Source organism: Variovorax sp. J22G73 (assembly GCF_030317035.1).
Taxonomy (GTDB): Bacteria; Pseudomonadota; Gammaproteobacteria; order Burkholderiales; family Burkholderiaceae_C; genus Variovorax.
Genome location: NZ_JASZYK010000013.1, coordinates 95954 through 116798, shown reverse-complemented (window position 1 = coordinate 116798; position 20845 = coordinate 95954). Strand labels below are relative to the sequence as shown.

The window sequence follows — 20845 nt, the reverse complement described above, 5'->3', positions numbered from 1 at the left end:
AAGGCGTGGAACCGCAGCGCTCGACACTGGCGGACTGGCTGGCCCAAGCGGCACGTCTGTTGAGCCCGCTGGCCGAATCCATTGGCCGCTATGCGTTGGCGGCTGACGTCGCAAGTGGAACTAGATGGACAAACTCAGGCCTGCACTGCCTCTGGGCCTGCACGTTCATCAGCGACATGAGCCAAGAGCGCGACATTGCCTGCGTTGTAGGCTTCGTGCCACGTGTCAAATATTCCGTCCGAGGTCTCAAGGTCCAGCCACACTGCTGGGTCGTCGGTACTCTCCAACAGGATCCAAACGAAGTGACCGGAGCTCGGACGGTCTACAAACACCGCAAGTCGGCGATAGGAATTTGGCATAAGTTCAGGTTCGTTTCGCAAGGCATTAGCGGTTGCAAGACGTTCAGGATGCTGGAACAAGCTTGACGTCTTGGGCGGGATCTTGGTGAAGGATCATTGCCCACGTCAATTCAAAACCTAACAGCGCCTTGTCAGGTACTGGGCTTGCTTCCAAATGGGCCTGCGAAAATTGCCGCTGCTGCGCTAATTCTTGCGCCAGCAATTTAGGGTGCGGATGAGTTTTGATAATCGCCCGCAAAGCGGCAGCGAGCGCCATTTCCGTACCGAGGAAGTTTGCTGCTGAAGCCGTTGCCTCTTCCGGTGTGGTCATTTTGTCCTTCCCTTGCGGGCCCGTGTTGAGGTCTACGCACTCTACTCCACGAGCTATAGAACCTCTCAGGCCATGCATATGACGTGGGTAATGACACTTAGGAAATCGCGCGAACCGATCCTTGATCCGAGCCAGACGAACCCCTCCCGTTACATCGGAATCCACACCCGATTGGCTTTTTAAATGCGTTTCAGTGATATAATAGATGCGTTGCAGTGGTCACAATCTTTGTGACTACCGCATGCGTGCTCTGGCGGTCGTGCCGCGGGCACGGCAAATTTGCGACCTTGGTCGCCCTGATGGTCTGTAGAGCTGCAGCCAGCAGAGTTCTCGGAAGCTCAGCGCAGGCTTGCAAGCTTGCGTTCCCGAATGTATTAGATTTCCAATATTGCTATTTCCATGGGCAACTTTGTCGTTTCGCCCACGACACACCAGACTGAATGTGGGCGCTATCGCGCCTCCTTCTCGGTCCACCCTTTGCGGGGCAATGCCAGCGAATGTGGTGTATTTCATTTGGCACAAGCTTTTAGATCGCGCGAGGCTGCCCGCCTTGTTGCAGTGACGCAGGGCTGGTTGCAGACAAGCATGCCCCACGCTCTCACAACCTGAATTGCAACTACAGAGCGTGGCGATACCGAACTGTCGCTGCGAATTCTTGCGTTGCCCACCTGCGCAATGCACGAAGCTTCGCTTGGTACCTATTTTTGAAAGGCTCTTTTCATGAGCAAAAAAATCTACGTGGGCAACCTGCCCTTCTCCGTGACCGATGACAGCCTTGAAAGCAACTTTGCCGAGTTTGGCGGTGTCCGTTCTGCAAAGGTCATGATGGACCGTGAAACTGGCCGCTCCAAGGGTTTTGGCTTTGTCGAAATGGCATCCGCTGAGGTAGCCCAAGCTGCGATCAGTGCCTTGAACGGGATGTCCGTTGATGGGCGCGCGATCGTCGTGAACCTTGCGCGGCCCCGCGACGAGGGTGCAGGCTATGGTGGCTACAGCGCGGCCGGGTACAGCGCTAGCAAGCGTACGGATGTTGGCTACGGTACTGGTGGCTTCGGTGGCGGACGTTACTGAGCGGTCAGCACCTAGCGAAAAACCGGCTCTGGGGCCGGTTTTTTTTCGCCTCGTTTGTCCGTCTGATGGCGGGAGAACGCGGTAAGCGTCCTGGCAACTCATACTGACGGCGGTCTCAGACCCAAGACCAACGCGCGCAGATGGCTGGCCACGGCTGCCTGACAGCAACTATTGCAGCATGGCCGCAGTCAGGTGCCGAGGAAGCAATGACGGCGATCGGCAGATCAGAGTGCGGGCCGGCCCGCACCGACAAGGCTCGGGATAAGCGTCTTCAGCCGCTTGCCGCAAACGCGGTCGCTGGCCTCCCGCAGCACGATCAGCGCCTGCCAGACCGCTTCGTCCTACACCCGATTCCTTGGAGGTCGTGCCGGCTTCGGATGCGAAACGGCAAGCTCGCGTCTCGGGAAGCGATGGCAGACGAAGTGATCAGCTGCTGTCGGTGGTGGGCGAGAATCCTGGTCGTTGTCGCACCCCGATTCCATCGATGACCATTCCATTTTCCCCATTGAGCGAGGACGAGTTCACCGAACTCGAGCAGTTTTTGCTCTATGACGTCGACACGGAAGATGTCATGGCACTGGACATGGCCGATGGGTTCTTGCACGCCATTGCGGTCGGCCCGACCACCATACCTCCGGGTCAATGGCTTCCCAAGGTCTGGGGCACCAAGGAGATGATGCCTCCGATGGATTCAATCGACCAGTTGAACCACATGTTGGGGCTGGTCATGCGTCACTTCAACAGCATCATTGCCGGGCTCGAGGGCAATCCGCGAGAGATCAGCCCTTGCTGGTCAACGATGACCTACGAAGGCGACAAGCAGGAATACGACGACGCGGAAGTGTGGGCCTATGGCTTCATTGAGGGGATGAGACTCTGCTGGAGTGACTGGCAACCGTTGCTGTCGACACCGCAAGCGCAAGCTCTGCTCAGGCCGATTGGCTTGCTCGGCGAAGGTGACTTCTCAGTGGATCAGGACGAGCTCACACGAACCCCTGCCATGCGAGCAGAACTGGCGCTTCAAATCCCACAGGCCGTCTTGGACATGCATGCGCACTGGCTGCCGCTGCGGCACGCTGTCTATCAGCGCGAGGTGGCCAAGGCGATGCAACCCAAGGTGGGACGCAATGAACCATGCCCCTGCGGCAGCGGCAAGAAGTTCAAGCAGTGCTGCGGAGCAGCGGGGGATCTGCATCGAGGCGGATTGTGAACAGAGCCCGCAGGCCGGTTTACTGCGTCACGCGCCAAGGCAGCAGCGCCTCGTAGTCGTCGACGGTCTGCGCCAGAGGAGCTTCGTGAACAAGGCGACGAGGTACCAACAGGGCGTCGACGTGGTGGGCCTTGACCGCACACCACGGATCGCCTCAGTGAGCTCCTTGCGTGTGGTCATGCTGACTTGCCTCTTTGCGTTGCTTGCTCCCGCCGGACCATCCACTGGGGAGCAAATCATGTGGGCAGCAGGTCGGCTTGGGTAGCAAAGCTACCGATCAATGCGGCCTCTCGAAGTAGTTGACGCCGGTCAGTCAACGTCAATGCTCGCCGGAACCACGATGGCATGCGCGAGCAAGGTCAGGGCGACTGCAAGGGAAGGCTCGCACGTTGATCTGCCGACCGCCCTCGTGACTCCTCGGAAAATGAATGTCAACATGCTGCAATAGTTGCTGCCAAGGACCGCGGCAGCCATAGGAGCGCTTTGGATTTGAGTCTGGGACCGCTGGCAACATGAGTTGCCAGGCCGCTTATTCTTCGTCCACTGGAGGGCAAGATTCGCCGCTGGCCGGTTGAGCCGTCTGAAGGCCGAACTCTTCAACCACGGTGCGATGACCGTCCAGCCGGGTGCACAGTTCGCCGGACGACTGGGTGCTCACCTTCCGAACGAACCACTTTCCAGAAGACACGACCTCCTCATAGTCGGACGCTTCAAACCAGCGCGACAGCGAGGGATCAATGAGGTGGAGGTTGGCCGCGTCCCACACCCCTCCCCCGCTTACCGACTCCACCGTATGCCGAAGGGGTGAATGAGCGAGCAGCGTGTGGAAATAAATTTCATCTGGCGCTTTGGAGAATCGCAAGAAGCGCTTGACCTGCGACTCATGCAGAAAGGTCGCCAGATAGCTCACGGCTTCAGGCGTGAGGGCCCACCACTGGGAACCGACATGCCAACGCGGGATCAGGCTCAGGGAGCGACGCGCAAACTTGCCCACCAACTGCAAGACCCCACGCAACAGTCGCGTCCGCGTGAATCGCCTTCCATCCACCGGAAAATCTTCGTAGAACCAAAGGTGGCGAACGCGGCTATCCAACTCGGGAGCGCTGTCCAGCGGCATCTGCTTGATAAAGTTGACGCCTTGATTGTTCGACAGAAATGCGCTCAGCTCCTCAAGAGGACGCACCGGATAGCAACTTCCAGACAGCAGGACAAAATGGCTGACCCGCGATGGGTCGCACTGCGCAAGCGCGGCACGCATGAGGCACAGCGTCGCACTGACCTGCGAAATGCCAGCCCAGTGAACATTGACACGATCGTCGACGTAAGTCACGTCGAGGTGGTCGATTTGGAAGGCCTTGCGATCAGCCTTCGCGTCAACATGCACGATGCACGGGCCAAAACGCACGAGCAAGCGAATCAATCGCCTGACTTGTTGAGGGTCGGCATGTACAAGCAACAGGAAGACAGGGTGCATACATCTCCGAGCGGTAACCATGAAGAGTCCCTCGTGCAGCGGGCATTCACCGGCAAGAGATTGCAGCGCCAGTCCGTGACACGAGCCTGCGATCCCCAGTCTGCGCAATCGCCATCGAGCGCTGTGGCGCCACACACCTTTGGCCGGCCTCGCGCAAATCGATGAGCAATTCGCATGCCGCGCGACGACTGCTCGCTCTATCCGAGACCGAGGTGCTCGAAACACAGGGGCTGTGGTGCTGCCGAACCCGCTGCGCGGAGCGCTCGGCACAACGCGAATTTCCGTCAAAGTCGAATCGCTGGCGCCGCCAGCGACATCCCCCGACTGCACTCGGCTGCGTGGTGGTGCAAGCGACCGCCTGGGGACGCATCGGCCCATCTGTGTGCAAGCCCAGCGGCGCTTTGAGCAAATCAATCGCCAACCGAAACAATGAGCAGGTTCGACAAACCGACCAACACTGCATTGGCCATGTTTTCATTTCTCGTGCATCGAACAAGGTCCGGCACACCCTGCGCGCTGATCACATCGACTGCCCTGCCTGCGGCTCACCTTGAAGGCAAGCCACCCAAGCGCGTCGTGGCTATCCAACGAACCTCGGTACCCATGAACGCCCGGCTTCCGAAGCGGCAACGGTCGCGATCGGAGGAAAGTTAAAAAGCAGCTCTTGCAGCATCTCGTGCACGTGCGCACCGGTCCATACTGCTGTGATCGCGCAATCTCCGTGAAAGGGCGTGCCGTTTCTCCAGCACGACCAGGTGGCGTGGATCGATCCTGAATCAACATGGGCCGCAAGGGACAGGGAGTTGAGCCGTTGGCCCTGGACACCCCACCTAAAGCCCATGCTTGGTGCGCCGCCTAGATCAGTGTCCGTGTTCCGCTCTACGTAGCATTCCACCCTGTCTCCGAGCAATTCATTCAAGTACTCTTCCGCCTGGACGAAGGCGGTGTACGCAAGCTCATCCACGCGATCACCCAATCGCTCAAGTCGAAGAAGCAGAAATTCGTTTGGATCTTTGACTCTTGTGGCGTTGCACTCGGCATCGAAAAGCTGATCGAGCAAAGGAAAGGTCGACATTCTCATTTTTACTCCAAGAAGTTGCAAAGCAATTCAATGGCGCGATGCTTCGAGCGCACTGCGTCCCAACAGGGTGATGCAAAGGATAGTGGCCTGTGCGCTTCTCCTACGGTCGTCGGCGAGACGGTGCGTTTCGCTAAAGCTAGCTTCCACATAGCCAGCAGCCTTCAGGAGGACAAGATGCCTCACTGCGTTGGAATCCCCGACCCGAATCGGAAACGGCCCGTCCTCGATCGACCTCAAGTACATGACAGTAACCTTTTCCTTGTCGACGGGGGCTGCGGATGTTGAGCATCTGGGTGTGAGGTGCTCCTTGATGACATCCAATCCGTGATCGGTGATACGTAACACCACCGCCTCGACAGCTGGCCAATACCGCCCCCTTGAGTCTGCAGGTCCCACAATCGATGCTTCCACAAGGCCGGCCGCTTTGAGCACCGATACATGCCGTATCTCTGGCGTGGTGGACGCACTCACTGGCAATCTCTCCTTTTGAAGCCAGACCAGGTAGGAGATCGGGTTCATTTGGCCGCCCGTGAATCCGGGGCGTAGCAACCGTCGATCGGATGCTTCACGCGCATCACTCCGAGCCGCCGACGCGCACCGCTGCGTCTAAAATCGTCCTTGGCCCGCCTGCCCGCAGTGGGCGTGCGCCACCGCTGCACTTCCTCCGGCGCGCGGCGCGAAATGGCCGGAGACTTGCCATGTCGGCGCGCGAGATAGTCGAGACCCACAGCAGTCACTCGAAGCACCTGCACCGTCTGCCTGACCACGGCAGGCTCGTCCGCGCGCTGCTCCTTCTGCACCGCATCGATCAACCCGGCTTTGAGAAGCGACAGCGCCCCATGTGTATCTCTCTCGTCTGTCAGCAGGACGGGAAGATCGGTGTGTTCGAACAAGCGCAGGTACTGCAAGGCCAAACTGTTCGTGTTGAGGCGTTCGCTCTTGGACCGCAGCCTGCTTCCAACGGCTGCATCAACCTCCGCCCTTCCTGACTCCGTCACAGCATGGACCAGCGCCGCATCCATCCTGCGAAACGTCCTGGCGGACGTAAGTGAGGGCATCAACGTCGCATCGATCAGACCGGTCGCTTGCAACTTGACCACATGTTTCAAGTCCGCCGGCGACGTGATGGTCACAGGCAACGGCATGTGATCCAACTTGATCAAATAATCCAAGTGCACCTTATTCTCCCGTTCCAATTACACGAATTCACTTCCATGGGCCGTCGCACGCGATCGCTGTGCAATAGCGCGCGCCCGCCCTTGAATGCGGCTGCAACTACCGCAGGCATTGCAAAAATGTAGTACTTTTGGCGTTCATTAACCGTTCAGGCGAGAAAAATGCGCAGCATGGAACCATGACGTCGTAATGACTTCGCCGTGTCCTACGCCGGGTCTAGTGATGCTGTGTTGATTGGGAGCAAAGGCAGTCTGCCCAACTTGCCGATCGGCGTGATGCGCTCAGCGGGCGGGCTGCCAGTGATGCACGAGCAGCTCATCAATGCGGCCGTTCAACTGCGTTCAACAGCGTGGCTGGACAACAGCCTTTTCGCACCGTAGATCGCCCCGCGGACCCCGGTTCCGACATCACGCGCAACGGCGTGGTGTATTGCGCGCTCAGCGTGCTTCGGCCATCCCCGTTGAGGCCTCGCCTGGAGCCTTCCGGGCGCCACGGCCGCGGCGCCATTGATGCGCCAGGCTGTCGTTCAACGCAACCGCCAGGGCCACTGCAGCCACCGACGCTCCGGCTCGCCACACGCTGCCAGGACTTCGGCCCCAAGGGCGGGCCGTGCCGGCGCCGTTGCTTCAGATTGACGTGCATTTTCCTGTCCGCCAAGGTTAGATGGACAGCATGGTCCATGCCTCACGCAGCAGTCTCAAGATGGTTCAACTGGCCGCTTACAGAACGCGAGTCGATGGACTCACTTCTGAACCTGCCGCAATCCTGTGCGGACGGCTTGCGCCCGCTGTTGTTGAACCGCTTTGAGGAGGGACATCTTTTCCACGCAATCCGCTTTTGTACTGACAAGCAGAAGTGGGTTGCGTCTGCGGGCCTCGATGGCCTTCTCGATCGACGCCGACTCCTGGTTCCTCACGATTAAACCTGCCGCCACTGCGGCCCTGGACTGCTTGGAGAATTGCTTCTCAAACGCGGGGGTGCCGCATCGCGCGGCAATCACCCGATAGTCGGCTTCATTCTGAAGCGCCGGTTCATCGCGGTTGGATTGGCCGGGATCGGCATAACTCATGGACCAGGACAAGCAGCCGGCGACAAACAGGAGTGCTCGTCTTGTTCGTCGTTGAGAGTCGGCAGCGTCAGTCGGCGTGTCGGACATGAAATCCTTGGATCTTGCTAACGGTGAGTCATTGACCACCCCGATGATGCCTCACCCGTTGCCCCATTTTTGCGACCGGAGAAGTCTTCCTGAATTCGAGCGCTTCGACGCTGAGCGTCCGGTCTGCAGACGTGCTCTTCCAGAGCGATACGTCCTGCGCAACGAGTTCGTTGAGCGTTTTGAGGAGACACTGGCAAGGCCCCTGTGCCGCCCTGGCCAAGGCGGACCTGTTCCTCAGTTGCAGGCATCGCTGCCCTTAGAACCTCGAGCTCAAACTGGCACTCGGCATTGAGATCGACCTGACTGCGCTGTATTCACATTCCGAGCGGCGTCCCGAGGTGGTCAAGGAAGCGGCGTTGTCCGACGATGAGGCGGCGGAGAGCTTCCCAAAGTGCATTGAATGAATCATGCCGAGCATCTCCCTTCGCCGACTGACAAGTCAAGGGACGGCCGCGTTGCGCCGCCATCAACGCTGCTGCTCTTAGCGGAAGGCAGAGCGGTCTTAGAGTTCGGCTCTGGCCTCGCTCTCTGGCCCTTGTTGCAGCTTGCACCTCGAGGTGACGGCCATCCTGTGCTTGTTCTGCCGGGTTTCCTGGCAGGCAATGCATCGACACTATTGATGCGGCGGTATTTCAGCACCCTTGGCTACGACGCGCAGGGTTGGAACATGGGCTTGAACCTGGGTCACCGGCAGAAATTGGAAGCCGAGATGCTTGGCCAGCTCGAAGAGATATTTGGCGAAAGCCGGCGCAAAGTCAGCATCGTCGGATGGAGCTTGGGTGGGGCGTTCGCACGGCTGCTGGCGGCTCGCCGCCCGGAAATGGTCCGCAGCGTCATCACCCTTGGGAGTCCAATCAGCGGCGGCGCTGATGTCACAAAGGCCGATCGCGTCTACCGAGCTCTCAATCGCCAGGGAAAGACGGACTCCAGCGTGAAAAAGCTTGTCGCTCAGTCGCTGGACATGCCAACCACCTCGATCTTCAGCCGATCCGACGGTATCGTGTCATGGCGCGCCAGCACGATCCAAGCGGGACCCCAATCGGAAAACATCGAAGTCCACGGGAGCCACACGGGGATGGGCGGCAATCCTGCTGTGCTCTACGCAGTTGCCGATCGACTCGCACAGCCTGAAGGCGAATGGACAGCTTTTCGCAGGAGCAGGCTTGCTGCCATTGCTTTCCCTGATCCTGACAGGGCTTCGTGATCGCATGCCTAAGCAGAATCCTTGAGCTCTATCCAGGCAGGGGCATGGTCACTGGCGCCCTCCAGACCACGCATGGCCTTGTCGACGCCAGCGGATCTGAGCCGAGGCATGAGTGCTTTGCTGACCAGAAGATGATCAATGCGCATGCCGGCATCACGTGGCCACCTGTTTCGCAGGTAACTCCAGAAGGTGTACGGGGACTGCTGGCCGTCGTTCGGCTTGAGCGCGTCTGTCCATCCCTGCTTCACCAATCTTCGGAACGCCGCGCGCGGCTCCGGCCGTAGCAGCGCGTTGTCTTTCCAAGACCTGGTCGAATAAATGTCGCCGTCGGTGGGAACGACATTGAAGTCGCCTGCGAGAACGGCAGGATGACCGGCCCGGACCAATGCGGAAGCATGTCGAAGCAAGCGCTCAAACCACGCCATCTTGTAGTCGAATTTTGGGCCTGGCCAAGGGTTGCCATTGGGGAGATACAGGCATGCGACCACAATGCCATTGACCGCTGCTTCGAGATACCGGCTCTGCGTGTCGGCTGCGTCGCCAGGCAGACTGCGGCGTATCTCCAAGGGAGCGGACCCGCGAGAAAGGATCGCTACGCCGTTCCAAGTCTTCTGCCCATGAACCAGTGCTTCGTAGCCAAGTGCGGCGAGCTCTCCGTATGGAAACTTCCCCGCGACGCATTTGAGCTCCTGCAGGCACACCACGTCTGGCTTCGTGACTTCAAGCCAGGCGCGCAATTGAGGAAGCCGTGCGACGACGTTGTTGATGTTGTAGGTAGCGACTCGCACAACCGTTCTACAGCGCCACCACTTAAGCGGCTTTGCGTTTGGCTGCAGGCGTGGCCCTCTTGGCCGCAGCCTTGCGTGCAGGCCGCTTTTCCTTTGCTTCGCCTTCGCCCGTCGGTGCTCCTTTCGAGGGCGCCTTCACGCTCTTGCCGCTCTTCAAGCTGCGCGCAAGCAGCTCGGTGAGATCGATGACCTGAGCGGATTCCCCAGGAGCTTCTTCCTCCGGCTGGATGACGGTCTCGGTGTCGCCTGCCTTGACCTTCTTGTCCACGATCTTCATCACCGCGTGCTTGAACTCGTCCTTGAAGTCGTCGGGGTTCCACTTGCCCGACATGTCGCCGACAAGCTGCTCGGCCATCTTCATCTCGGCGGCTGTGACATTGGCGCCTTTGACTCCAGCTGCTGGCAGGTCAAGTCCGTCGAGCGTCTTCACCTCGTCGCCCCAGCGCAGCAGGTTCAGCACCAGCGCCTTGCCCGAGGGCACCAGCACGGCCAGGTGCTGCTTCGTGGCGATCACCACCTTGGCCAGGCCGACCTTGCCGGTCTTGACGAGCACCTCGCGCAGCAGCGCGTACACCTTCTGGCCCTTGTTGATGGGCGCCACGTAGTAGGGCCGCTCCAGGTACACAAAGGGGATCTCGTTGGCGTCGATGAACCGCTGAATCTCGATGGTCTGCGTGGTGCGCGGGTACACCGCCTCGATCTCGTCGGGCGAGATCACCACGTACTTGCCGTCTTCGTACTCCACGCCCTTGACGATGTTGTCCTTGTCGATCTCCTTGCCCGTCCTCTTGTTGATGCGCTTGTAGCCCACCGGATCCATGCTGCGCTTGTCGAGCCAGTCGAAGTCGACCCCTTGCTCGATGCTCGCGGTGTGCAAGCCCACGGGAATATGGACAAGCCCGAACGTGATCGCGCCCTTCCACAGGGTTCTGCTGTTGCTGGCCATGGGAATCCTTCTTAATGAAGATCAACGCTCGCCGCCCCAAATGGGGTTGTCACTGCGGTGCTGGCTTCGCAGTCGGATCTGCGCCGCCCGCAGCGGCCCCGCTTCCGGCCTTTCCAGGCTCACCATCCCGGGTCGCCTTGTCTCCCCCTGCTGAGGCGGGCGGCCTGCTGGTCTGCGTGCGTGCCCTGGCGGTGCTCTCGTCCGTGATGATCTTTCCGCTGTCGCCGAATGCCCCGGTGGGCGACCGAGCCGCCGGCGCCTTCGGCGCGTCGCTCGAAGTCGGCGCCGCGGTTCCCTTTGGGTTTCCAGTGGACTGGGCCATGGCCTGACCGGCCACAGCACCTAAGGCGCAACAGATGAGCATTCGGCCAAGCGTTGGAGAGAACAGGTTTTTCATGCCCTCTGGTGTCGGCCGATCGATGGCCGTTCGACGTAGGAAAGTGAGGTATTTGTGCGTGGGCAAGGCCGCTTCCGTGGCGTTGGGTGAAGCGTCCGCGGGCTCATTGGGTTCGTGCCCTCCCTCCTGGCGCACGGAAACTATGAAAGTCCGTAGACCGCTCCTCTAGTTTCCTCGCTTGGTCTTTGACAGGCCGCGGATATTGAGCGCTGCGAGGCAGACCTGCAAAGCGATGAGCGCATGGGCCGACGTGTGCACTCCCCAGACAGTCCACGCCACATTGCTTAGAAGGAAGACCCAGAAGCCGATATTCCGACGGCGCTCCTGCGTAGAAGCCACCAACCAGGCTGCGAGGAGGGACACTGCAAATGCGACCCATTGAATCAGGTCGAGCGCTTCGTTCATTGCTTTCCAAGATATTTTTGTCAGAGTTGCTAGCGGCTGGAGCCGCGGTGTGGATGTCGGGCGCATGGACCCGCCAATCTGCACTGGGCCTTTATTTCGAACGGATTTATTCCATCAGCCCATGCTTCATCGCGTAATACATGAGATCGCTGTTGCTGGCCAACGCCAGATTTCGCAACAGGCTGGTTCGGTACGTCGACACGGTTTTGTGAGAAAGAGCGAGATTGCGGCCCACGTCGCCCACCCTTTCCCCGCGTGCCAGCCATAAGAAGATCTGGAATTCGCGTGTCGACAAGGCATCATGAGGTTGGGGTGGTCGCTGGTCGACCATGTGCGACACGAGCATCGGCGCGACCTTCACGCTCCAGTAGCGCTTGCCGGTGCCGACAGCTCGGATCGCAACAATCAATTCCTGAGCGGCAGTGTCTTTGCAGAGGTAGCCTGCAGCGCCGAGCCGTATCAAGGCAAGGGCGTACTGTTCTTCAGGAAATCCCGACACGATCAAGACCGACACGCGTGGGAACTGCGCACGGAGGCTCCCCAGAGCGTCGAGGCCGCCCCTGTGAGGCATGGCGATATCCATGAGCAGTACATCCATCTCCACGCGTCGGGCAAGTTCGACCGCTTGACGTCCATCGCAGGCCTCTCCCACCACCTTGATGTCAGCCAGCCCGGCAAGTACATCTTTCAGGCCCTCGCGAACGATCGCGTGGTCATCTGCAATTCCTACCCGGAGCGGGCAGCGCGCTCGTTCGCCTCCAGCGCGCGTACGGCAGGCGTGCGTTGCCAAACCAGGTTCCACCACGTCGGCTTCGGTGCCAGCCATCAGTGATGACCTGGTGATAGCAACCGGATCAGCGTCGCGCATGGTGACCGTCTACCGGGAACAAGGTGCCCGGTTGTAGGCAAAAACGGCTGGCGCGTGGGTGGAACGGGCCAATCTCGGCTGTGTAGGAGTGGAGACGTCATCAAAATCATCTTTTGTCTTGAGGTGGTCCTTGTCCAAAAAAACCCATGATCTGGTCAGCTTCAAGCCACAGTTCACTGCTTGCTGACTCAGTAATATGCGTCCACTTGGAAACTTCGAGGGGCCATGGTCCACCCGCAACAGAACATCGGTCCGGGTAGCGGTTTTATCAAATGATTTGGAGGCGGCATGTCAGGCAGGCTCAGGGTGATGCGTGCTTTAGTGGAAACGGCAGCATTTCCATTCGTGGTTTTTGCACTGCTTTCGTTTGGTCTTCTGGTGTCCATAGCCCACTTGCTAGCGATGCCTGCGTTGTATCTCTGGGAAAATTCGCAGGAACGAAAATTGACTCGTCGACTTAGAACGCTTGCAAATAAGGAGGTTGAATAATGGACAATCCTCGCCCCCACCTTCGCCGCGGCTTCGGAGGTGAATTCTGATTGCTCATCGCAGTCTTGACGCTGTTGGCGACGATCGCGCTTTTGCACCTTGCCGTTCAAAGAGAGCGCAACTCCGGCTTGACGGCTGTTGATGTGCAGACAATGTCCGAATTGTTCACTGCTCTCAGTACCACGCCGGTGGTTCGCAATGCTCGTTCGCCCGGCTAGGAGATGGCTTTGGAAGAACATACTCGCGATCTTGGTGCCGCTTCCTCTCAGACGGCGGCATTTCTCTTGAAGACCAATCCTTTGCACATCGAGGCGAGAGTAGACGTGACGCCGAAAGGCTTGTTGGCCATTGCTGCGTTGGTGGCCAGCATTCTTCTTGCGACCGCTGCGGTAGTGCGCGCTGCAAGAAGCGCTCGGTAGGAGCGGGAACACGGAGGACGGCGCGAGAGACAGGTGCACAGGCGGCCTCGCTAAGCTTTCTTTGCGACCGTGTCAGGGTCACCCTTCCCGAGCGGCCGTCCCCCATCAGCGTCTCGCCTAAGCTCCGCGCGGCCCAGAGGCGTGATTTTCAGGATGGTACCGACGCTTCTTTCGTCGAATGGCTCCGGCGGCACGATCGCTTCGAGCATGCCCGCTGCACGCAAGACGGCAGCACTTCGAATATCCCGCGGACTTCGAACTTCAATCGGAAGATCCACCCACTCGATCTTGCGCAGGAAATCCCTAGGCATGCAACGCTTGCCCAAACGCAGCCGCTGTCGGTATGGCAAGTGCGCTCGGGCCTTGACGCCTGCCCCGGCTCCGGACCTTCACCTCCGGAAACGCACCGGAAAGTCGATCGTCACCCGCTCTCCAATGGACGCGCGTATTGAGGAAACTCATGGCCCGGCGCGGACTTCATCTGCAGGGTCGGGTCCCGCCCCTGCATACCGGCGGGCTTCGTTCGCAGCCGCATGCAGGCTGTCTGCCGTTTGGGCGGCAGCGTCCGCCGTCATCGTCACAGCCACTCCATCGGGACCGTCCAGAACCACCACGCCATCGACCGCCGTGGCCACGCCAGCGTCTTCACGCGGCTTGAGCGAGGACCTGCTATTCATGATGAGAGTCTCCAATGTATCCAACCGACTGCGCGGCCACGTGAGCATTCAAGTAAAGGTATCCAGGGTCGAACGACCCGACTTTCACCAGCCCCGCAATGTCAAGGATTTGGACCCGTGATGAGCGAACCTGGCACAGCCCCATTTCGCGCAGATCTCGCAAAACGCGACTGACGTGCACGTTCGTCAAACTGCACACCTCGCCGATGTCAGACTGTGTCATCGGCAGCGGGAACCCGTGGCTGTGAGACCAACCGACCGCCAAGAGCCGGGCATGGGTCTCGCACAAAAAGTGAGCCACACGCTGCTGCGCTGTGAGGCTGGAAAGTCGATAAATCCACTGTCGATGCTGTGCGGCATCGAGCATCGTGATAAACCAAAGGCGCTTGGCCAGGGCGGCGTCGTCTAACAGGATCTTGTCCAACGCTTCATGCGTGAAAACCGCGACGCTGACGTCTGTGAGCGCGCCGACGTCGTGATCAAGCTGCTTCAACGTGAAAGCATGCAGGTCCACAAAGTCGCCCGGCACATGCACGGCCACAAGGTGCCGCTTGCCATCGCGTGCGTCGACGTGCCGCGTCATGAAACCTTCCACAAGCAGCAAGCTTGTATTGATCGGCGTGTCCTGGCGCACTGCCGTTTCACCTGCACGATATGTCCGGAGACTCGCGATCGATTTCTCCAGCCGGTCCCGCTCGGCGTCGGACAGTGAGGTGGTGCGGTTCAGGAGTACGGAATTTGTCAGCATAGATCAGACGAGGGCGCCATCGTGCGTCATGTTTTTCGGCGCTGCATTAACCCAGATCAAGTTTGGACCTTAATTTGCGGATTGCGGTGCAGAGGGGTTGCGTCCTACAGAAAAAGGCGAACCGTGGTCCATACGCTGCGCAGCGACACCCGTCCCAACCCTCCTCCTAAAGCACACCCACCATGGCCAAAAAAATCACCCCCGAGCTCGTTGCGGCACGCGCCGCCGCGCGCAACACCGACAGCGCACCTGCGCAGCCCGCACCGCCTGCGGCTGGTGCTGGCGATTCACCTGCCCAGAAAGCCATCGACACCCAGACGTTGGCCGCTGGCATGCCTGCCAACGAGAACAAGGCGCTGGAATACGGAGACGCGAACGCGGCGGCGACACCGGCCGGGGTGACCGTCGCACCGCCGTCGCGGCTGCCAGGCGCGAGCACGCTGTCAGAAAGCAACGCCTCCGACAAGACGGGCTCTGTAGCCCCGGAGGGTCTCAATGCCACGACTGGCACGCTGGACCGCGTGCGCGTGGACTCTTCCGGCCAGGTACTCACCACCAATCAGGGCGTGGCCGTGGCCGACAACCAGAACTCGCTGAAGGCGGGCGCGCGCGGGCCCGCACTGCTCGAGGACTTCATCCTGCGCGAGAAGATCACTCACTTCGACCACGAGCGCATTCCCGAACGCATCGTGCATGCGCGCGGCTCGGGTGCGCACGGCTTCTTCGAGTGCTACGAGCCCCTGACCCAACACACCAAGGCTGCGCCCTTCAAGGAGGCCGGCAAGGTGACGCCGGTGTTCGTGCGCTTCTCGACCGTGGCCGGCGAGCGCGGCTCCAAGGACACCGCGCGTGACGTGCGCGGCTTTGCCGTCAAGTTCTATACCGATGAAGGCAACTGGGACCTGGTCGGTAACAACATTCCGGTCTTCTTCATCCAGGACGCAATGAAGTTCCCGGACCTCGTGCATGCAGTGAAGCCGGAGCCGCATCACCAGATGCCTCAGGCGGCAAGCGCTCACGACACCTTCTGGGACTTCGTTTCGCTGATGCCCGAGTCGACGCACATGCTCATGTGGCAGATGAGCGACCGGGCTATCCCCCGGAGCTACCGGATGATGCAGGGCTTCGGTGTGCACACCTTCCGCCTGGTCAACGACGCAGGTGAAAGCGTCCTGGTGAAGTTCCACTGGCAGCCCAAGCTGGGCACGCATTCGTTGGTTTGGGAAGAAGCTGTGAAGATCTCGGGCGCCGATCCCGACTTTCATCGCCGTGACCTGTGGGAGGCGATTGAGGCGGGTGAGTACCCCGAATGGGAGCTGGGCCTGCAGATCTTCACCGAGGAGCAGGCCGAGCAGTTCAGTTTTGACATCCTTGATGCGACCAAGCTCATCCCCGAGGAGCTGGTGCCTGTGCAAATCGTTGGGCGCATGGTGCTCAACCGCAACCCCGACAACTTTTTTGCAGAGACAGAGCAGGTCGCGTTCTGCACGGCGCATATCGTGCCCGGCCTGGACTTCACCAACGACCCGCTGCTGGCGGGGCGCATCCACTCCTACGTCGACACGCAGATCAGCCGCCTTGGTGGACCCAACTTTCACGAGTTGCCGATCAACGCGCCCATCGCGCAGGTCCACAACAACCAGCGCGACGGCATGCACCGCCAAGCGATCAATCGCGGCCGCGTTGCCTACGAGCCGAACTCATTGGCTGGCGGCTGCCCCTTCCAAGCAGGCGCAGCACAGGGCTTCATGAGCGTTGCCCGGCGCATCGACGCCAAGGAAAGCGCCGACAAGGTGCGGATCAAGCCCGAAAAATTTGCTGACCACTACACGCAGGCGCGGCTGTTCTTCGAGAGCCAGACCGAAGTCGAGAAGGCCCACATCGGCAATGCGTTTCGCTTCGAACTTTCGAAGGTCACTGTGCCTGCGATCCGGCAGCGCGTGGTTGCCAGCTTGTTGAACGCGGCGCCCGATCTCGCCCAGCGGGTCGCGCAGGACCTCGGCATGGAGCTCCCCGCACCTTTGCCCAGAGCGCTGGAAACGCCCGTCGCGCCCGAGGTGGAGGCATCGCCGGCGCTGTCCTTGATGGCGCGGCCCGGGGACGGCGGCATTCGCACGCGCAAGGTGGCAGTGCTGATCGACCATGGCGTCGAGGGCGCTTCCCTGCAGAAGCTTATTGCGTCCCTCTTTGCAGCTGGTGCCATTCCGCGTTTGATTGCAGCTCGGCTGGGTACCTACGTCGGCGCGGGCGGCGAGAAGTTCGAAGCCGATGCCACGATGGAAAACTCCCCGGGCTTCCTCTTCGACGCGTTGGTACTGCCTGACGGCGCCAAGGCCGTGGAGGCACTCGACGCGGACGCTCACACGCTCGAATTCCTGCGCGACCAGTATTGGCATTGCAAGACCATTCTGGCGTTCGGAGCATCGGAAGCACTGCTGGCTGAAGCGCAGATTCCGCTGACGATGCCAGATGGTGCAGTCGATCCTGGTCTCATTCTGGTGGACGTTGCAGGGGCGGATGAGGGCATCGCCTCCTTCATCGCCGCGATGGGTGCGCACCGTCACTTCGGGCGTGAAAACGATCCGCCGAAATTCTGATTGAAAGATACCTCGCCCCTTGCGGGGCGAGCCACAAAGGAGTCATCAATGAAGCAAAGTGATGGTCAAAAGCAGATGTCGCCGGTAAACATTGACCAAGCCCGGGCCGTGGGTCAAGACAGCCCGGCCGAAGGAAGCCGAATGGGGCGGGAAGCAAACAAACCGCATGGCTACCCGGGTGAAGCCGAGCAGGCGAACGGGAACCATGGGCCGGACGACGACTACTCCAGCGAAGGTACTGCTGATTCAACCGTTTCCCCATCCAGCAACGACACGCCCGATGACGCGATCCGACGGGCCGCCTACGAGGCGTATCTGCGGCGCAACGGCGGGCCTGGCGACGAGACGAGCGATTGGCTGGAGGCCGAAGCGCACGTGCGCCAGAGAAGCGGTGCATAGCAACGAATGTCCCGACGCACACCCAAAAAAAGCACTGCAGCGGAGGTAGTCACATGATCGGCATCGTCATCCCGGCACACAACGAGGAGCAAGTCATCCGCATCTGCCTTGCCGCCGTCAGTCGCGCCGCGCAACATCCCTCCTTGACGGGTGAGCCTGTGGAAACGGTCGTCGTGCTGGACGACTGTACGGACGCAACGTGTGTGGAGGCCGGCGCCGCCGGTGCGATGACGTTGAGCATTCGAGCGCGCAACGTGGGCATGGCCCGCGCGGCAGGCGCGCAGGCGATGCTGGCACGCGGCGCCCGCTGGCTGGCCTTCACCGATGCGGATACCGTGGTCTCAGAAGCGTGGCTGGCGAACCAGCTCGAACTGCAGGCGGATGTGGTCTGTGGCACCGTCTGCATTCAGGACTGGTCGCCACACGGTGCCAACGCTGAACTGCTGGAATCGCACTTCAAGGAGACGTACTTTGATCGCGACGACCATCGTCATGTGCACGGCGCGAACCTCGGCGTGTCGGCCGAGGCATACCGTGCGGTCGGCGGTTTCAGGCACCTCGCTTGCGGAGAAGACGAGGCATTGGTGGCCGCACTTGTCGCCGCCGGTCGCCATGTCGCTTGGAGTTCGCTTCCCCGCGTGGTGACGAGCGCACGCGTGCACGCGCGGGCACCGGGCGGGTTCGCAGGCGCGCTGTTGAACGCCGTGGCGCAGCGCCTCGCCGAGGCGGCCGCTCCACTGCACACCGCGACAGCTGCAATGTGACATGCGCACACCGCGTGCTCGGCCGTCCGAATGAATGACCTCGCAGAACTGTTTGCCCGTGAGTATCCGGTTTGGCACATGGTGCTGCGCGGGACCGTCGTTTACTGGTTCCTGCTGCTCGTCTTTCGTTTTGTGCTGCGCCGCGACATCGGTTCGATGGGCGTCGCCGATCTTCTGTTCGTCGTGCTGGTCGCAGACGCGTCGAGCAATGCAATGCAGGGAGAGTACAAATCCATCAACGACGGCCTCGTGCTGCTTTTGACCCTCATCGCCTGGAACTTCGGCCTTGACTGGCTGAGCTACAGATCGCCCATGGTCGAGCGCTTTCTCGAGCCGGTGCCCGAAGTGCTTGTGCGTCACGGCCGAGTGAACCGGCGGGCGATGAAGCGGGAGATGATCACACGCGAGGAACTCGACGGCAAGCTGCGCGAACAAGGCGTTGAAGACATTGCGGAGGTACGCATCGCCCGCCTTGAAAGCGACGGCACTTTGAGCGTGTTCAAGATGCGGGGCGATGGAGAGCCACCACCGACTGGCGGCGGCCCTCGCGCGTCCGGCCCGCCCGGTGCTTGAGCGACCAATGCCGCCCTGCCCCTCCGCCCCCTCCGCCCCTTACTTCGCTCCGCCGCCGCCTTTCTTGGCCATGCGTCAAAAGACCATGCGAGCCGTGGACGGCTAGCGTCAACTTGCCAGAAAGCCTACTCTCCTGCGATGTCCCACCCTGCACCCGACCTTAGTCTTCCTCATGGTTGGCGCTGCAGCGTTGTATTGACCGAAAACGGCGACGACTGGATTTCTCAAAAGCGAGTTGTGCCAAGGCAAGGGAACTCGGTGTGACTTCGTAGCTGCACATCAAGACAGTCGAGACGAAGTTTCGGCTCGCTTGCAATTTCGTGCTGATCACTTCACCCACGAATGGGAAGCCCGAGTGGCAAGCAAACAAGGCAACTGAAGACGGAAAACTTGGAGGACCACATGCTTTCTCCAGCAGGACGGAGCGGATTGCGCGCGGAAAAACTTGCTGCGCGGCTGGGATGCGAAGTGCGGGAATCACTGCCGAAGGTTGGATGGTCCCAACCTGCCCTCCTTGGAGCCGATGATGTGCTGGCCACTAAACTCAAGGCCGCTGGAGGGCGCTGGAGTTCCTCGGACGAGGTGATCCTGTTTCCAACGTGGTCGACGCTTGAAGAGGTCCTCGAGGAAATCCTCGGAAACCGCCGTAGCCAGAACGTTTGAGCAAGACAGCGCAAACCAGTGCACTCGCGCGCGCGCACATCCGTACATGCGCGAACATCGCCGCCGACTCAGATGAAAGGCACGCCGCCTGTCACGGGAATGGTCGCGCCGGAGATGTAGCTCGCCTGGTCTGACGCCAGCAGCACGTACACAGCCTGCAGCTCGGCGGGTTGGCCAGGGCGCTTCATCGGCGTCTGCGTGCCGAACTCCTTCACCTTGTCCGGCGGCATGGTCGAAGGAATCAGCGGCGTCCAGAAGGGACCCGGCGCCACGCAGTTCACGCGAATGCCTTTCTCGGCCAGCAACTGCGCCATGCCGCCGGACATGTTCTGGATGGCGCCCTTCGTTGCCGCATATGCGACGAGCGTGGCGTTCGGCTTGTCGGCGTTGACCGACGCCGTGCTGATGATCGCGCTGCCCGGCTTCATGTGCGCCACGGCGGCCTTGCAGAGATAGAAGTTGGCGTACACGTTGGTGCGGAAGGTACGATCGAACTCTTCGGCAGTGATGTCGCCCAGGTCCTTGTGACTCATCTGGAACGCCGCGTTGTTCACCAGCACGTCGAGCTTGCCGAAGCGCTGCACCGCCGTGTCGACCAGCCGGTTGCAATGCGCCTCGTCGCAGATGTCGCCCGCCACCGCGACGCATACCCGGCCCTCGCGCTCGATCAGTTCCTTGCAGGCCTGCGCGTCGGACTCTTCCTGTGCCAGGTATGAGATCAGCACGTCGGCGCCTTCTCGCGCGAAGGCGAGCGCCACGGCGCGGCCGATGCCGCTGTCGCCGCCCGTGATCAACGCAGCCTTGCCCTTGAGCTTGCCGCTGCCGACGTAGGAGGACTCGCCGAAGTCCGGGCGTGGCGTCATCTTCGACTCCAGGCCGGGCGGCGACTGCTCCGGCGTGTCGAAGGGCGGACGGGGGCCTGCGTTCTGGGGGTCTGTCATGGTGCGCTCCATTCGGTTGCGGGTTGAGAATAGGTCCAGCGCTCAAGCTACGCACGGACTCACATGATTCCATCGGACAAGTGCAGGACCCGCGCCCGACCACGCCCCTGCTCTAAGCTCGAACAGCGCC

The 20845-nt window shown here is 60.6% G+C and carries 22 protein-coding genes; 10 read left to right on the top strand and 12 right to left on the bottom strand.

Annotation, left to right across the window (positions count from 1 at the left end):
* Positions 1-402: 402 nt before the first annotated feature.
* Positions 403-669, bottom strand: a complete 267-nt coding sequence (locus QTI51_RS32280; protein ID WP_286517361.1) for a hypothetical protein — start codon at positions 667-669, stop codon at positions 403-405.
* A 399-nt stretch (positions 670-1068) separates the two neighbouring features.
* Between QTI51_RS32280 and QTI51_RS39110 the strand changes: the two genes are divergently transcribed.
* The 3 genes from QTI51_RS39110 to QTI51_RS32270 all read left to right on the top strand — a co-directional run bounded on the left by QTI51_RS39110 (position 1069) and on the right by QTI51_RS32270 (position 2950).
* The gene (locus QTI51_RS39110; RefSeq protein WP_371088807.1) at positions 1069-1278 is read left to right on the top strand and encodes a hypothetical protein; all 210 of its coding nucleotides are present in this window, start codon (positions 1069-1071) and stop codon (positions 1276-1278) included.
* Positions 1279-1389: 111 nt separating this feature from the next.
* Positions 1390-1740 carry an RNA-binding regulator gene (rbp, locus tag QTI51_RS32275; protein ID WP_286517360.1) on the top strand — a complete coding sequence of 117 codons (351 nt, stop codon included), beginning with the start codon at positions 1390-1392 and terminating at the stop codon, positions 1738-1740.
* 484 nt (positions 1741-2224) lie between these two features.
* Entirely contained in the window at positions 2225-2950 is a 726-nt protein-coding gene (locus QTI51_RS32270; RefSeq protein WP_286517359.1) for a UPF0149 family protein, read from the top strand.
* A gap of 529 nt (positions 2951-3479) precedes the next feature.
* Here the strand turns inward: QTI51_RS32270 and QTI51_RS32265 are convergent.
* From QTI51_RS32265 to QTI51_RS32245, 5 genes are all read right to left on the bottom strand, one after another.
* On the bottom strand, positions 3480-4424 hold the full coding sequence (locus QTI51_RS32265; RefSeq protein ID WP_286517358.1) for a beta-1,6-N-acetylglucosaminyltransferase: 945 nt from the start codon (positions 4422-4424) through the stop codon (positions 3480-3482).
* 580 nt (positions 4425-5004) lie between these two features.
* Positions 5005-5505, bottom strand: coding sequence for a hypothetical protein (locus QTI51_RS32260; RefSeq protein WP_286517357.1), 501 nt, complete (start codon positions 5503-5505; stop codon positions 5005-5007).
* A 27-nt stretch (positions 5506-5532) separates the two neighbouring features.
* Complete coding sequence (locus tag QTI51_RS32255; protein ID WP_286517356.1) at positions 5533-6024, bottom strand: hypothetical protein; 492 nt, start codon at positions 6022-6024, stop codon at positions 5533-5535.
* Positions 6021-6677, bottom strand: a complete 657-nt coding sequence (locus tag QTI51_RS32250) for a hypothetical protein (protein ID WP_286517355.1) — start codon at positions 6675-6677, stop codon at positions 6021-6023. The genes QTI51_RS32255 and QTI51_RS32250 overlap by 4 nt, the downstream gene beginning before the upstream one ends.
* A 746-nt stretch (positions 6678-7423) precedes the next feature.
* Entirely contained in the window at positions 7424-7837 is a 414-nt protein-coding gene (locus QTI51_RS32245; RefSeq protein ID WP_286517354.1) for a hypothetical protein, read from the bottom strand.
* A 400-nt stretch (positions 7838-8237) separates the two neighbouring features.
* Here QTI51_RS32245 and QTI51_RS32240 point away from each other — a divergent pair, with 400 nt between their 5' ends.
* On the top strand, positions 8238-9041 hold the full coding sequence (locus QTI51_RS32240) for an esterase/lipase family protein (protein WP_286517353.1): 804 nt from the start codon (positions 8238-8240) through the stop codon (positions 9039-9041).
* An 8-nt stretch (positions 9042-9049) separates the two neighbouring features.
* On the opposite strand, the gene QTI51_RS32235 is transcribed toward QTI51_RS32240, so the two are convergent.
* The gene (locus tag QTI51_RS32235) at positions 9050-9829 is read right to left on the bottom strand and encodes an exodeoxyribonuclease III (RefSeq protein ID WP_286517352.1); all 780 of its coding nucleotides are present in this window, start codon (positions 9827-9829) and stop codon (positions 9050-9052) included.
* 22 nt (positions 9830-9851) lie between these two features.
* Positions 9852-10775, bottom strand: coding sequence for a non-homologous end joining protein Ku (ku, locus tag QTI51_RS32230; RefSeq protein WP_286517351.1), 924 nt, complete (start codon positions 10773-10775; stop codon positions 9852-9854).
* A gap of 137 nt (positions 10776-10912) precedes the next feature.
* Between ku and QTI51_RS32225 the strand changes: the two genes are divergently transcribed.
* Entirely contained in the window at positions 10913-11104 is a 192-nt protein-coding gene (locus QTI51_RS32225; protein ID WP_286517350.1) for a hypothetical protein, read from the top strand.
* A 233-nt stretch (positions 11105-11337) separates the two neighbouring features.
* Here the strand turns inward: QTI51_RS32225 and QTI51_RS32220 are convergent, their stop codons facing one another.
* From QTI51_RS32220 to QTI51_RS32210, 3 genes are all read right to left on the bottom strand, one after another.
* Positions 11338-11577 carry a hypothetical protein gene (locus QTI51_RS32220; RefSeq protein WP_286517349.1) on the bottom strand — a complete coding sequence of 80 codons (240 nt, stop codon included), beginning with the start codon at positions 11575-11577 and terminating at the stop codon, positions 11338-11340.
* Positions 11578-11683: 106 nt separating this feature from the next.
* Positions 11684-12445 carry a response regulator gene (locus QTI51_RS32215; protein ID WP_286517348.1) on the bottom strand — a complete coding sequence of 254 codons (762 nt, stop codon included), beginning with the start codon at positions 12443-12445 and terminating at the stop codon, positions 11684-11686.
* Between the two features lie 1577 nt (positions 12446-14022).
* On the bottom strand, positions 14023-14778 hold the full coding sequence (locus QTI51_RS32210; protein WP_286517347.1) for a Crp/Fnr family transcriptional regulator: 756 nt from the start codon (positions 14776-14778) through the stop codon (positions 14023-14025).
* 182 nt (positions 14779-14960) lie between these two features.
* Here QTI51_RS32210 and QTI51_RS32205 point away from each other — a divergent pair, with 182 nt between their 5' ends.
* The 5 genes from QTI51_RS32205 (at position 14961) to QTI51_RS32185 (ending at position 19774) form a co-directional block, all read left to right on the top strand.
* Positions 14961-17375, top strand: coding sequence for a catalase (locus QTI51_RS32205; RefSeq protein ID WP_286517346.1), 2415 nt, complete (start codon positions 14961-14963; stop codon positions 17373-17375).
* A gap of 48 nt (positions 17376-17423) precedes the next feature.
* On the top strand, positions 17424-17774 hold the full coding sequence (locus QTI51_RS32200) for a DUF2934 domain-containing protein (RefSeq protein WP_286517345.1): 351 nt from the start codon (positions 17424-17426) through the stop codon (positions 17772-17774).
* Between the two features lie 53 nt (positions 17775-17827).
* Positions 17828-18538: a glycosyltransferase family 2 protein gene (locus tag QTI51_RS32195; protein ID WP_286517344.1), complete on the top strand. Its 711-nt coding sequence runs from the start codon at positions 17828-17830 to the stop codon at positions 18536-18538.
* A 30-nt stretch (positions 18539-18568) separates the two neighbouring features.
* The gene (locus QTI51_RS32190; RefSeq protein ID WP_286517343.1) at positions 18569-19111 is read left to right on the top strand and encodes a DUF421 domain-containing protein; all 543 of its coding nucleotides are present in this window, start codon (positions 18569-18571) and stop codon (positions 19109-19111) included.
* Positions 19112-19513: 402 nt separating this feature from the next.
* Positions 19514-19774, top strand: coding sequence for a hypothetical protein (locus QTI51_RS32185; protein WP_286517342.1), 261 nt, complete (start codon positions 19514-19516; stop codon positions 19772-19774).
* A 68-nt stretch (positions 19775-19842) separates the two neighbouring features.
* Here the strand turns inward: QTI51_RS32185 and QTI51_RS32180 are convergent, their stop codons facing one another.
* A complete protein-coding gene (locus QTI51_RS32180) occupies positions 19843-20715 on the bottom strand; it encodes a glucose 1-dehydrogenase (RefSeq protein WP_286517341.1) in 873 nt (290 codons plus the stop codon).
* Positions 20716-20845 lie beyond the last annotated feature (130 nt).